The sequence below is a fragment of the Microbacterium sp. NPDC080005 genome (assembly GCF_040702445.1).
In the GTDB taxonomy this organism is placed as follows: Bacteria; Actinomycetota; Actinomycetes; order Actinomycetales; family Microbacteriaceae; genus Microbacterium; species Microbacterium oleivorans_D.
Genome location: NZ_JBFBLD010000002.1, coordinates 1,033,400 through 1,046,599 on the forward strand (window position 1 = coordinate 1,033,400; position 13,200 = coordinate 1,046,599).

Consider the following 13,200-nt stretch of genomic DNA (forward strand, 5'->3'; position numbering starts at 1 on the left):
TTCGTGCCGGACTCCTCCGAGCCGCGAAACCGGCCCAGGAAACGTTTTCTCGACGGTAGCACGGATACAGCCGGGACCGCGAGGAGGGATCTCGGCGCCGGTCAGGGAGCGGGCGGAGCGGTCGTGCCGCGGAGGATGACCTCCGGCACGACGGTGTGCGTCGCCTCGGGAGACTCACCCTGCAGGAGGGCGCGGAGGGCGCGCCAGGCGAGGGCGCCGAGTTCCGCCGTCGGGACGGCGGCCGTCGTCAGGGCGGGGGAGGTGTAGCGCGCGAAGGGGATGTCGTCGAACCCCGCGATCGACAGGTCGCCGGGGACGCTCAGTCCGCGCTCGGTCGCGGCGCTCAGCAGGCCCATCGCAGACAGATCGTTGAAGGCGAGCACGCCGGTGGCGCCGGTCTCGAGCACGGCGTCGAGCGAGTCCGCGCCCGCGGCGAAGTCGACACCCGCGGGGATCTCGACGATCTCGCAGCCGTCGAGCGTCGCGCGGGCGTCGTCGAGGGCGGCGAGGCGCTGCGCGTTGGAGGCGCTGCGCTTGGCGCCGGCGAGATAGGCGATGCGGCGGTGCCCGAGTCGGTACAGGTGGTCGATGACCTCGCGCAGCGGCGTGCGGTAATCGGCGGCGACACTCGGAGCGTCGCCGGCGCGATTGACGAGCACGACGGGGGCGACTTCGGCGAGCACCTCGGCGAGGGCGGCATCCGACATACGCGGCGCGCAGAGCACGAGGCCGTCGGACCGGCGACGGGACTCGAGGGCCAGCAGGCGTTCCTGCTCCTCGTGCTCGTCGGAGTCGGCGACGAGCACGTGATAGCCGTCGGCGACGGCGGCGCGGCTGAGGCCGCGGAGCATGCCCTGGAAGGTCGGGTTGGAGAGGTCGGGCACGACGACGGAGATCGTCTGCGTCTTGCCGAGGACGAGGCTGCGGGCGAGGGGGTTGGCGGAGTAGCCGAGCTCGGTGGCCGAGGCGCGGACCCGCTCGGCGAGGGCGGGGTCGACGGTCGCGTTGCCGTTCATGACCCGTGAGACGGTCGCCAGTGAGACGCCGGCGTGCTTGGCGACGTCGGTGATCGTCGTCTGCTTGGCCCCTGCCATCGGCTCCCCCTCGCGCCTTCCGGCGTGCGCGTCGCGCCTGTCGGTGTGGCCATACTATGCGAGGAAACGTTTTATGACGGGAGACGACGATGTCCGGATCTGCTGCCGACCGCGCCGCGAAGCAGGAGCGGCTGGAGGCGGTGCGGCGGGATGCCGGCGGTCACCCGCTCGTGCTCTCGTCCCACGAGGCGCTCGCCTGGTATCTCGAGGGTGCACGTACGCACGTCTCTCTGGCAGGCCCGCCCGTCCTCGCGGTGCGGGTCGACGACGGCGGTGACACGCTGTTCGTGGGCGCGAACGAAGCCGACCGGCTCATCGCCGAGGAGCTGCTGCCGGAGGATGCCGAGCGAGTCGTGCGCGTGCCGTGGCATCGATCCGTGGTCGAGGCGGCGGGGGCGGGGCTCGTCGAGGCCGAGGTCGCTCCCGCGTTGCGCGCCGCGCGGGCGTCGCTGCTGCCCGCCGAGGCGGATCGTTATCGCGCTCTCGGGCGCGAGACGGCAGAGGTGCTGACGGCGGTCGCCCGCGAGTTGAACGCGTCGTCGACCGAGCGGTCGGCCGCGGCCGCGCTCGCCTCGGGTCTGGCTGCACGGGGGATCGATCCGCTCGTGATCCTGGTCGCGGGGGAGGAGCGGCTGCCCCACCGGCACCCGCTCCCCGCGGACGGTGTGCTCGGAAGCCGCGCGATGCTCGTGGTCTGCGGCCGGCGTCACGGGCTCATCGCCAACGCCACGCGGTGGGTGGGGGAGGCGGGAGCCGACGACGACAGGATCCTCGCGGTCGAGGCGGCGTTCCTCGCCGCGACCCGACCGGGTGCTCGGCTGAACGACGTCTTCGCCGCCGGGACGGCCGGGTATGCGGCATCCGGCTTCGACGCGGACGAGTGGACGAAGCACCACCAGGGCGGGCCGACCGGGTACGCCGGCCGCGACCCCCGCGCGACGACGCTGACGACGGATGCCGTGGTGTCGTCGCACGCCTTCGCCTGGAACCCGAGCGCGCCCGGCGCGAAGGTCGAGGACACGGTCCTCGTGACGGAGTCGGGCATCGAGGTGCTGACGGTCGACCCGGCATGGCCGACCGTGGAGTTCGCCGGGCTGCAGCGGCCGATGGCGCGCGCGTTCGGGTGAGGCGGCGCCCGCGGCGAGTGCAGCGGATTCGGAGACATGCGTCGATTTCGGGTGTGACTCGGATCGGGTGACGGTGGAGCCAGCGGCCGCCCTTGCGGGGTGAGAGGACTCTCATCTTCGGGGTGTGCATAACGGGTGTTCTCGGCCCGTTTTCCGGCCGTGGATGTCGGTGGCGGGTGGCAGAGTGCAGGTATGACGGATGCGGCGGAAACCCCCGGTGGCGAGGACTATCTCGCTACCCTGGCGGGCATCGTCGCGGAGGCCGGCGGGCTGGCGCGTGAGCTTGCCGCGGTCCAGATCCGAGAGCTCCGAATGCTCGCCGCGGCGGGGCGGTTGGCGGAAGCGCAGACCGCGCAGCGCAACGCGCGCGTGCAGGTGCACGACATGGCCCTTAGGTCGATCGCGGCGGAAGTCGGCGGGGTGATGCGGGTCACCGACCGGACCGTGCAACGCCGCATCGGGGAGGCGCGGACGCTGATCGAAGGGTTCCCCGCGACCGTCGAGGCGTGGGAGCAGGGACGCATCGTGCGTGGTCATGCGACCGCCATCGTGGAAGCCGGGATGAGCCTCCCCGCCGAGCTGTGGGTGGAGTTCGAGGCAACTGCGATCACCCGGTGCGAGCGGGACACTCCGAACCGTGTCCGTGCTGAGTTGGAGATCATCGCCCATCGGATGCATCCGCGCTCGTTCGCCGAGCGGCACGAGGAGGCGGCCGCGGGCCGCTGTGTGCGGCTCGTCCCCGGGCGGGACGGGATGTCGGATGTGATCGCGACCCTGCCGACGGTGATCGCCGAGGGGATCCACGACCGGTTGACGCAGCAGGCGCGAGCGATCATCGACACCCGCGACGAGCGCGTTGCCGCGCACGCCGGCCCGGGCGACGACACCGCCAGCGTGATCGCGTCCGACACCCGGTCGACGGATCAGGTACGTGCGGACGTGTTCGCGGACCTGCTCCTCGCCGGCACCCCGGCGTTGGACGACACGCGTGACACCACCGCAGGGCCCCTCGGCGCGATCCGCGCACGCGTGCAGATCCTCGTCCCGGCCGCGACACTCACGGGAGACGACGACGGACCCTGCCATCTCGCGGGCCGCTCCCCGATCGACCCGGCGTCCGCGCGCTGCCTCGCGGGCGGCACCGGGGTCTGGGAGCGCCTTTTTCACGATTCGACCACCGGGGTTACCGCCGCGACCGACTCGTACCGGGTGCCGTCGGGTATGCGACGGTTCCTCCAGGCCCGCGACCAGCACTGCCGGTTCCCCGGATGCCGCACCGCCGCGATCCGCTGCGAGATCGATCACACCCACGATCACGCCCTCGGCGGGAAGACAGAGCTCGGGAACCTCGCGCACCTGTGTCAACGGCACCACTCGATGAAGCAGTTCACCGCCTGGAGAGTCCGACAACTCAAGGGTGGCGTCCTCGAATGGACTTCACCCCTGGGCAGAACGTATCGCCAAGACGCACCCACCCCGGCCGTCGCGTTCACTCCTGCCGCACCACCAGCACCGCACGCGGGACCCGCACCGTTCTGAGCGCTCGTCTCCACCCGGCCGATCACCATGGCAGTCGATACCTTCCGAGGGTCGATCGATCCCTGCGCCCTCCGTGCCCGCCCAGCCGCGACGCGGGCGCGGCTCTCCACCTCACTCTCGAAATGCCCGCGCCGAGCCGACCTGCCCGCGAACGAGCAACCAGCCCCCGCGCTACAGCGCGCGTGCCACGACGATCATCACGCGCGACGTTCCGTCGAAGGGCGCGCCGTCCCACTCGCCGGTGACGCGGTCCACCGAGAAACCCGCTGCTGCCAGATCAGACGTGATCTCGGCTCGGTCGCGGAACACGAGCGACTGCTCCTCGATGACCGTTTCGCCCGTCGCGAAGCGGTTGTGAGCGCGGAACCGCACGATGCGCTCGTCGACCACCTCGACATCCATCCATTCGGTCAGCGTCCCATGCGGAGTTTCTCGGTGCGAAGGCGCCGCCGACCACGACTCCCACTCGCGGAACGCGGGATTGCGGCTCTCGAACGACAGCGTCCCGCCCGGCCGCATCCGCGCACGCAGGTCGTGGAGGGTGCGCGCCCACTCAGCGTCGGGGAGGTGCTGCACCACATTGCCGGTCATCAGGACGAGATCGAACGGCCCCGACGGCGCCATGCGGCTGTCGCCCAGGACCCACTCGACGTCGTCCCCGCCGTCGCGGCGGCGCGCGAATTCGAGCATCGCGCGAGAGGGATCGACCCCCACCACCCGCCGTCCGTCGCGCGCCAAGGTGACGGTCAGCATCCCGGTCCCGCATCCGAGATCGAGGACGCTTCGCGCCCCGCACTCGTCGGCCAGCGAACGGTAGAAGTCGTGATCCGGACCGTCGGGGTTGTCGACGTCATAGAGGCCGACGATTCGGGGGTCGTAATCCGTCACGTCCTCAGCGTAGGCAGCCCGCCTCACGCCGTGAGCGTCGACCCCTTCGCCGGCTGATCCCCGTCGCGCCGCTCGATCGCACGCAGGCTCGCCGCGATGAAGCGCGCGATGCGCCGCGCACCTTCGAGCCGGAAGTGCGTGTCGTCGACCAGCCCTTCCGGCCACGCGGCAGTCTCGCCGGGCGCGTAGTGCGACAACAGACGAGCGGATGCCGCGTCCCCGAGATCCTCGTAGAGCCAGGTCGTGAACGCGGTCAGGTCGATGAGGTCGACCCCCTCCGCAGCGGCCAGATCGCGGACCGCGTTCGGGTAATCGCCATGCGTCGGCGTGACGCGATCCCCGTCGAACCAGCGCCGCTCGCACGACGTGCACAGCACCGGCCGTGCGCCGTGCTCCCGCACCTCGCCCACCATCTGTCGCAGCCGCTCGGTGTATCCGCCGCGAGAGCCGAGGAGATCGGGCTGCTTCTGATCGTTGTGTCCGAATTGGATCACCACGATGTCGCCCTCCACGACCCCCTCGAGCAGCCGGGCCCACACGCCGCTCGCGAGGAACGACTCGGTCGTCGCCCCGCCGAACGCGTGGTTCCGCACCGGACCCGCGACGAACTCGTCGAGGCACTCGCCCCAGCCCGCCATCGGCTCCTCGCCGGCCTTCATCGGCGCGACGGTCGAGTCCCCGGCCAGGTGATAGGTCATCCGCATCCTTCCGATGATCCCGGACATGGCGATGCGGCGGCCGGGACATCCCGACCGCCGCATCCGTCTGTCAGCTCGCGGCCAGCGCCGTGTCGACCTGCGAGACGAGCTCCTTGGCGGCATCCGCCGGAGTCGTCTTGCCGAACGTGACGTCGTCGAGCAGCTTCGTGATGATCGGGCCGAGCTGCGAGGTCGGCAGCGCGATCGGGTTCTGCGGCGTGCCACCGGCCTGCGACAGTCGGTCGATGAAGGCCACCTGCTCCTTCTCCGACTCGGTCAGGTCGGGGGTGATCGCCTCGAGCACCGTCGGGTCGGCGGGGATGCCGAGGGTCAGCTTGTTGAGCGGGCCCGCCTCTTCGCTGTTCAGCAGGAAGTCGATCAGCATGGCGGCTTCCTTGGGGTGCTTGGACTTCGAGTACACCGCGTACTGCACGGTCGGCTGGATGACGAGACCCACCTTGCCTGCGCTGTCCCCGGGGACGTTGAGGATCTTCAGCTCCTGGCCCGATGCGCCCGCGTAGATGCCGATGAAGTTCAACGGCGCGAACGTCATGCCGATCTTGCCCTGGCCCATGAGGCTCTGCTCGAGCGATGCCGAGGCGTCCTCCGCCGCGGTCGAGGCGTCGGGCGACCCGCCCGAGTCCTGCAGGTCCTTCGAGAACTCGAAGAACTCCTGCGCCGTCGCCTCACTCACGCCGAACTTCCCGTCGGCCGTGTAGAGGTCCTCGCCGTTCTGGCGCGCGAACGCCATGAGCGACTGGTCGTTCGAGATCGCGGACGACCCGTAGACGCCGTCGCCGGCCTTGTCGGAGATCTCCTTGGCGATCTCGATGTAGTCGTCCCACGTCCAGGACGTGTCATCGGGGAGCTCGACACCCGCGGCCTCGAAGACGGCCGGGTTGACGATGATGCCGCGCGAGCCGACACCCGTCGGCAGAGCGTAGAGCTTGCCGTCGATGATGCCCGCGTCGAGCGAACCGGCCTGGAACTTCTCCTGGTCGACGTCGGCGCTGATGTCGGCGATCGCGTTCTTGCTCACGTAGAGCGGCAGTGCGTCGTATGTGATCTGCAGCGCGTCGGGCGCGCCGCCGCCGGCGACCTGCGTGGCGAGCTTGTCGTAGTAGCCGTTGTACTCGCTCGGTTCGCCCTCGACGGTGATGTTCGGGTGCGCCTTCTCGAACAGCGCGATCTGCTCGTCCTTGATGGCGTTCAGCTCATCACTGCCCCACCAGGCGAAGCGGAGCGTGATCTTCTCGTCGCCGTTCCCGGCTCCGGATCCACCGCCGCAACCGGTCAGTGTGACGGCCAGCGCCACGCCGGCGGCGGCGATGGCGAGGAGGCGTCGATTCTTCATGGGGTTCCTCTCAGACGGTGCGGCGGCGGAAGGCGCGCAGCAGGACAGGGGTGATCCGAGCGGAGCGGAGGGTCGATCGGTGGGCGGCCGTGCGGTCGTGTCGGGTCGGGCCGGTGGTGATCGTGGTCATGCCGCTCCTTCGCGGATCAAACGTTTTCTCAGCGGCGAGAAAACGCTTACTGACGGACGGTAGCGTCGTCCCCGCAGGGTTGTCAACGACCGTTGTGTCTCGCTTGGGTCACGCCGTGAGAGTGTCCGCGAAGAAGGCCCGCGCCTCCTCCTGCATCCCGACGCTCGACACGTGACCTTCGTCGAAGAACGTTCCGCGGTACCCGGGCGTGCCCGCGAGCGCCGCGTCGGCATCTCGCATCCCCTCAAGAGGGAACAGCGGATCGCGCTCGCCGTACTGGACGAGCAGCTCCCGCGGCGCAGCGGACGCCGCGATCTCCGGCAGGTCGCCGGCGGTACGGATGCCGGGGCTGTTCAGCAGCCACGAGTGGGTGTCGAGCTCCGCAGGGACGATCGACGCGAAGGTCGCCATCATGCAGGTGACGACGGTCGCGCGGACGCGATCGTCGAGGGCGCGCAGGAGGACGGCGCGCCCGCCGCCGCCCGAGAGTCCGAAGGTGCCCAGACGGGTGGCATCCACTCCGTCGACGGAGGCGAGCACGTCGAGCGCGGCGAGATCGTCGGTCGCGACGGCGCCGGCGAGCGATGTGCCCAGCATCCCCGCCGCCTTCGCCAGCGAGTCCTCGTGCAGCGAGGCGACGGCATCGAACCGCTCCGCCTCGGTCGGGACGATGCCCTCTTCGCGCCACAGCGCCTCGCGCGCGGCGATGAGGCCGGCCAGGCGCGGCGTCGGATGCGAGAGGTCGAACGCCCGGCTGCCCCACGAGAACGCGTCGTGCGCGAGCACCACGAAGCCGTCGCGCGCGAGGTCGTTCGCCGGGGAGCGGCCGCCATAGACGCTCGCGCGCAGAATCGCGGCGGACGGGTGCGCCTCGGCATCCGTGTCGACGAGCTGCTCGCCGCCGACGGAGCGGATGCCTCCGTGGCAGTGGAGCCCGAGCAGGCCGGGCAGCGGGCGTCCGTCGTCGTCCGGTCGCAGCAGCCAGGCGCGGGTGCGCGGCCCGTAGGGCAGTTGCCAGGTGAGCTCGCGACCGTGGATGCCGTCCGCCCGCCACTCCCGCTCGATCCGCAGATCGGTCGCTGCCGTCCGCCGCACACCGAGGGCGCGGGCGAGGGCGGATCGCAGTCCGGGGCCGTCGGTCGCGGTCGGTTCGTGCGCGAGGAAGGCCGGCCATTCGGGGTATCCGGCGATCGGTCCGAGGCTCGCGGACGACTCGTCGGTGCGGGCGGAATCGGCCATGGCGGCTCCTCATCGTCGTCGATCGCTTGTGCGTTCCGCTCGATAGTGTATCGTCACAGAAAGCGCTTTCTGAGCGTGGATACGGCGGTCGCAGACGACCGTCGGAAGTGTCGAGGAGGACCCGGATGAGCGCGATCAGCGAGCTGTCCCAGCTGCGCCGCGGCGGTGGAAAACGTGGACAGCGCGAGCGACCGAAGGACACGAAGGCGGCGCTCGTCTTCCTGGCACCGTGGCTGCTCGGCCTCATCCTCGTGACCGTTCTGCCGATCCTGGCGTCCCTCTACCTCTCGTTCACGAAGTACGACCTGTTCAACGCCCCCGAGTGGATCGGGCTCGACAACTACGTGCGCATGGCGCAGGACCCGCGCCTCGCGGCATCCCTCGGTGTCACCTTCGTCTACGTCCTCGTCGGCGTCCCCCTCGCGATGGCCGCCGCGCTCGGTGTCGCGCTCCTGCTCGACAAGGGACTGCGCGGGCTCGCGTTCTACCGCTCGATGTTCTATCTGCCGTCGCTGCTCGGCTCGTCGGTCGCCGTCGCGATCCTGTGGAAGCAGATCTTCGGTGTCGACGGCATCGTCAACCAGTTCCTGGCGATCTTCGGCATCGAGGGTCCCGGCTGGATCTCGAATCCCGACACCGCGCTGTCGACCATCATCCTGCTGAGCGTCTGGGGCTTCGGAGCCCCGATGGTGATCTTCCTCGCCGGCCTCCGGCAGATCCCGGTCATGTACTACGAGGCGGCATCCGTCGACGGCGCCGGTCCCGTGCGGCAGTTCTTCTCGATCACGCTGCCGCTGCTCAGCCCCATCGTCTTCTTCAACCTCGTGCTGTCGATGATCGGTGCGTTCCAGGCGTTCACGCAGGCGTTCATCATCTCGGGCGGATCGGGCGGCCCGTCCGACTCGACGCTCTTCTACACGCTGTACCTCTACCAGAAGGGGTTCACGGCCTTCGACATGGGCTACGCCTCGGCGATGGCCTGGCTGCTCGTCGCCATCATCGCGGGCTTCACCGCCGTGAACTTCGCTCTCTCCAAGCTGTGGGTGTTCTATGACGACTGAACTGATCACGACCCGCGACCGGCGCTTCGCCCAGGAGCGGCAACGCATCCGTCGCCGGCAGTCAGCCGCGCTCGGCGGCCGCTCGAAGGTGAGCGTCGTCGCCCGGCACATCTTCCTCATCGCGACGTCGGCGCTCATGCTCTACCCGCTGCTGTGGATGGTCGTCAGCTCGCTGCGACCCAACGACGAGATCTTCCGCCTGCCCGGCCTCTGGCCGCTCTCGTTCGAGATCTCGAACTACACCGAGGGCTGGAACGCCCTGTCGCCGTCGTTCGGCACATACCTCTGGAACTCGATCGTCGTGGTCGCCGGCTCGATCGTCGGCAACCTCATCTCGTGCTCGATGGCGGCCTACGCGTTCGCGCGACTGAACTTCCACTTCAAGCGCACGATGTTCGCGATCATGCTCGTCACGATCATGCTGCCCGTGCACATCGTGATCGTGCCGCAGTACATCATGTTCAGCCAGCTCGGCCTGGTGAACACGTTCTGGCCGCTCATCCTCCCGAAGGCCCTCGCGACCGACGCGTTCTTCATCTTCCTGATGGTGCAGTTCATCCGCGGCATCCCCCGCGACCTCGACGAGGCGGCGCGCATCGACGGCGCGGGGCACGCCCGCATCTTCCTGCAGATCCTGCTGCCGATGATGACCCCGGCCCTCGCGACGACGGCGATCTTCACCTTCGTGTGGGTGTGGAACGACTTCTTCGGCGCCCTCATCTACCTGAACAACCCCGACCTGTTCACCGTGCCCCTGGCACTCCGCCAGTTCATGTCGGCCCAGGGTGCGTCGAATTTCGGCGGCATGTTCGCGATGTCCGTCGTGTCCCTCGTCCCGGTGTTCCTCGCGTTCCTGTTCGGTCAGCGCTTCCTCATCCGCGGCATCGCCACGACCGGAATCAAGTAAGACGCCGCACGGGAAGGCTGCGGCCCCCGCATCCCTCGCGTGTCCACATCATGTGCTCGGCACGAGAGCATACGTTCCGGCCCGTTCGGAACGTATGCGCTCGATCGGTGCACATGATGTGGCCCTCATGGTCGCGCGACCGCGACCGCGCGACCGCGACCGCGCGAGAGCGACCGCGACCGCGCGACCGCGACCGCGCGAGAGCGACCGCGACCGCGCGACCGCGACCGCGCCGCCGCGCGTCAATTCAGACGCAGGGCGGCGACGACCTCGGCGTCCGGCAGGCGGCCGTCGGCGACGAGCAGGCGGTAGGAGCGTGACACGGGGATGCCGGGGGTGAGGGTGACCGCGCGGTCCCAGGCGAGGGCGGCCCCGATCCCGGGGTACCCCGCGACGCGCACGAACCACGGATCAGCGGCTGAGGCCTCGTCGAGCGGAGCCATCGCGACCGTTGCGGCGCCCTCGGCGAACTCGGCCGACCAGGCGAGCCAGGGTGCGACGGTGCCGTGCACCGCGTCCTCTCCGCGCGCCGACGCGGTGCGCACGTCGACGTCCGTCGCGGCCGGCAGGCGCCACGAGAGTCCGCCGTAGCCACCGCCGACCCGGCCGTTGCTGCCCGGGCCGCCGAGGTGGAGCGTGCCCGCCCGCGTGGTGAGCTCGAACGTCAGGTCGACGGTGGTCGCGCCGGAGCCGGCCTCGGCGACGGTCATCCGCCGGCATTCGGTGAGCATGTGCGCGCCGTCGCGACCGATCCAGGCGAACTCGGCTTCGAGAGCGGATGCCGACCCCTCCACGCGCGTCGCGACGATCCGCCCGTGGTCGTCCCGCCAGACGTAGTCGCGGCCGGGCGTGTAGGTGCGTCCGCCCCAGAAGTTCACGCCCGAGACGTCCTGCAGCGTGACGCTGATGCCCAGGTGCCAGTCGTGATCGGCGGGATGCGTGTCCGAGACGACGACACCGGCGGGCGTCCTGACGGGGTGCAGGTAGGGCCGCGGGCTCGAGGAGCGGGTCGCGTCGGCGCCGTCGACGAGGACGGCGACCGGATGCGGCGCGTCGTCCGACGCGGAGAGGTCGGCCAGCACGGCGGGCTCGGTCTTCGCCGCCCAGGGCAGATGCAGCTCGGCGAACGTGGCCTCCGCGTCGACCGCTCGTTCGACCGCGTCGCGGACGCCGGCCAGCACGATCCGCGGGGAGGGGCCGCTCTCGTTCCAGCTGACGTGCGCCGCATCGATCTCGACGGGGTCGGTGTCGGCGACGGCATCCATCACCCGGACGAACGCCCCGGTCTCGTGCAGGGGAGCGAGCAGAGGCGTGCCGTGGTCGCGGTGGTCGAGCAGGTTCTCGACGAGGTCGATGCGGCCGAACTCGATGCGGCGGTCGGCCGTCTCGACGACATCCTCGGTGTAGAAGAACTTCGCCGACCCGCGGGTGCCGCGGATGAGGACGTAAGGGTCCTCGTCCTGCTCGGCGCACAGCGTGAGCGCGGAGGTGACGCGGATGCCGCGGCCGGTCGACAGGCGGATGACGCTCGTGTCGTCGCCCTCGATGGCGTTGGCGCGGTAGAGGTCTGCGGTGACCTGGTTCACGTCGAACGCGGACGTCGACTGCGCGACGGCGAGGGCGGTGGCCGTCGCGTGGGCGAGCGGGTTCGCGACGACGCCGTCGAGGACGGGGAACCCGTCGAGGATGCGGTGGCCCGCCCAGCGGCTGCGCGACCAGTACGCCTGGTCGCGGCACCAGAGGCCGACGGCGCCGATCGCCTGAATCGGTCCGAGATCGAACTCGTCGGCGATGAGGGCGGGGATCGCGAGGGATCCGAGGCTCTGGAATCCGACCTGGATGCGCGAGCCGGATGCCGCGGCGGCATCGGCGAGGACGGCGAAGTCGGCGGACGACAGGACCGGCGGCTTCTCAAGGTACAGATCGATACCGCGCGCGACGACGAGGCCGGCGAGAGCGGCGTGTGTGTGCAGCGGCGTCGCCACGATGACGACGTCGACGTCGACGACGGCGTCGAGGGCATCCGCCAGCGACGCGAACGCCTGCGTGCCGTAGGGCAGGTTCTCGGGCGGTACGGGGGTCGGGTCGGCGACGGCGACGAGGTCGACGCGCTCGCCGAGGCGGCGCAGGTTCTCGAGGTGGACGGTGCCGAAGCCCTGGGCTCCGGCGAGGACGATGCGGGTTCGTCGGGGGACAGTCACGGGGACTCCTTCGTCGGCTCCTTCGAGTATGCCAGCAAGCGCTTTCCCTGAGTCGTTCCGCGGCGAAATCCGCGGTCTTCAGCCGATGAGGAGTCGGCCGAGCGCGATGCCGAGCAGCCCCGCTGCGACAGCGGCCACCAGCATCCCGATCGCGTTCGCTGCGCCGAGCGCGTACCGGCGCTCCTGCACGAGGCGGACCGTCTCGAAGCTCGCGGTGCTGAAGGTGGTGAATCCGCCGCACAGGCCGGTGCCGATGACGAGTCGCCACGCGTCGTCGACGACCCCGGCCAGCGCGAGCTCGGTCACGAAGCCGAGCACGAGCGAGCCCGCAACGTTGATGAGGAGCGTGCCGACCGGCAGCGCCGTGCGCACACGCGCCTTCACGGCGCCGTCGACCGCGAGACGCAGGGCCGCGCCGACGCCCCCCGCGAGCGACAGGACGAGGAACAGCCCCGGTGTCACCGGGTCACCGCCCTGCGGTGCCGGGCCGCGGCGAGCGCGATGCCTGCCACGGTCGCGAGCGCGCCGACGATGACGGTGCCGACCGCGTACAGGATGCCGGCCGCCGGATCGCCGCCCCTCAGCAGCATCCCGCTGTCGACGGCGAGCGCGCTGTACGTCGTGAACCCGCCCGCGAATCCCGTGCCGAGCAGCAGGCGCAGCGCACGGCGGCGACCGAGGTCGGGCCCGCGTCGGGCGAGGGTCTCGAGGAGTGCGCCGAGGAAGAGCGCGCCGACGATGTTGATCGCGAAGATGGCGACGGGGATGCCGCCGACCGAGGGGATCGCGAGCGACAGCCCCTCGCGCGCCGCCGTGCCGACCGTGCCGCCGATGAGCACGAGGAGGATCGACGTCCACGACAGGTGCACCGGCCGCGCGTCCTCGGCGATGTCGCCGTCGATCGGGAGTTCGCCGTGCGGGTCGTGCGCGGGGGCGGGCGTGGTCATCGCGTCCACGATAGA

General features: G+C 70.5%; 12 protein-coding genes. 4 read left to right on the forward strand and 8 right to left on the reverse strand.

Annotation, left to right across the window (positions count from 1 at the left end; genetic code table 11):
* Window positions 1–101 precede the first annotated feature (101 nt).
* Window positions 102–1,094: a LacI family DNA-binding transcriptional regulator gene (locus tag AB0259_RS11835; RefSeq protein ID WP_366221480.1), complete on the reverse strand. Its 993-nt coding sequence runs from the start codon at window positions 1,092–1,094 to the stop codon at window positions 102–104.
* A 170-nt stretch (window positions 1,095–1,264) separates the two neighbouring features.
* Here AB0259_RS11835 and AB0259_RS11840 point away from each other — a divergent pair, with 170 nt between their 5' ends.
* Both AB0259_RS11840 and AB0259_RS11845 read left to right on the forward strand, forming a co-directional pair.
* Entirely contained in the window at window positions 1,265–2,221 is a 957-nt protein-coding gene (locus tag AB0259_RS11840) for a M24 family metallopeptidase (RefSeq protein ID WP_366222694.1), read from the forward strand.
* A gap of 192 nt (window positions 2,222–2,413) precedes the next feature.
* Window positions 2,414–3,760, forward strand: coding sequence for a DUF222 domain-containing protein (locus AB0259_RS11845; RefSeq protein ID WP_366221478.1), 1,347 nt, complete (start codon window positions 2,414–2,416; stop codon window positions 3,758–3,760).
* 171 nt (window positions 3,761–3,931) lie between these two features.
* Here AB0259_RS11845 and AB0259_RS11850 read toward each other — a convergent pair whose 3' ends face one another.
* The 4 genes from AB0259_RS11850 to AB0259_RS11865 all read right to left on the reverse strand — a co-directional run bounded on the left by AB0259_RS11850 (window position 3,932) and on the right by AB0259_RS11865 (window position 8,069).
* Window positions 3,932–4,648 carry a class I SAM-dependent methyltransferase gene (locus AB0259_RS11850; RefSeq protein ID WP_366221476.1) on the reverse strand — a complete coding sequence of 239 codons (717 nt, stop codon included), beginning with the start codon at window positions 4,646–4,648 and terminating at the stop codon, window positions 3,932–3,934.
* A gap of 23 nt (window positions 4,649–4,671) precedes the next feature.
* Window positions 4,672–5,346, reverse strand: a complete 675-nt coding sequence (locus AB0259_RS11855; protein WP_366221474.1) for a rhamnogalacturonan acetylesterase — start codon at window positions 5,344–5,346, stop codon at window positions 4,672–4,674.
* Between the two features lie 70 nt (window positions 5,347–5,416).
* A complete protein-coding gene (locus AB0259_RS11860) occupies window positions 5,417–6,700 on the reverse strand; it encodes a sugar ABC transporter substrate-binding protein (RefSeq protein ID WP_366221472.1) in 1,284 nt (427 codons plus the stop codon).
* 238 nt (window positions 6,701–6,938) lie between these two features.
* Complete coding sequence (locus AB0259_RS11865; protein ID WP_366221470.1) at window positions 6,939–8,069, reverse strand: acetylxylan esterase; 1,131 nt, start codon at window positions 8,067–8,069, stop codon at window positions 6,939–6,941.
* A 125-nt stretch (window positions 8,070–8,194) separates the two neighbouring features.
* On the opposite strand from AB0259_RS11865, the gene AB0259_RS11870 reads away from it, so the two are divergent.
* Window positions 8,195–9,130, forward strand: a complete 936-nt coding sequence (locus AB0259_RS11870; protein WP_251581360.1) for a sugar ABC transporter permease — start codon at window positions 8,195–8,197, stop codon at window positions 9,128–9,130.
* The gene (locus AB0259_RS11875; protein WP_251581362.1) at window positions 9,120–10,037 is read left to right on the forward strand and encodes a carbohydrate ABC transporter permease; all 918 of its coding nucleotides are present in this window, start codon (window positions 9,120–9,122) and stop codon (window positions 10,035–10,037) included. The genes AB0259_RS11870 and AB0259_RS11875 overlap by 11 nt, the downstream gene beginning before the upstream one ends.
* A gap of 242 nt (window positions 10,038–10,279) precedes the next feature.
* Here AB0259_RS11875 and AB0259_RS11880 read toward each other — a convergent pair whose 3' ends face one another.
* The 3 genes from AB0259_RS11880 to AB0259_RS11890 all read right to left on the reverse strand — a co-directional run bounded on the left by AB0259_RS11880 (window position 10,280) and on the right by AB0259_RS11890 (window position 13,185).
* Window positions 10,280–12,238, reverse strand: a complete 1,959-nt coding sequence (locus AB0259_RS11880; RefSeq protein WP_366221467.1) for a DUF6807 family protein — start codon at window positions 12,236–12,238, stop codon at window positions 10,280–10,282.
* A gap of 78 nt (window positions 12,239–12,316) precedes the next feature.
* Window positions 12,317–12,700, reverse strand: coding sequence for a fluoride efflux transporter CrcB (gene crcB, locus AB0259_RS11885; RefSeq protein WP_366221465.1), 384 nt, complete (start codon window positions 12,698–12,700; stop codon window positions 12,317–12,319).
* A complete protein-coding gene (locus tag AB0259_RS11890; RefSeq protein WP_366221463.1) occupies window positions 12,697–13,185 on the reverse strand; it encodes a CrcB family protein in 489 nt (162 codons plus the stop codon). The genes crcB and AB0259_RS11890 overlap by 4 nt, the downstream gene beginning before the upstream one ends.
* Window positions 13,186–13,200 lie beyond the last annotated feature (15 nt).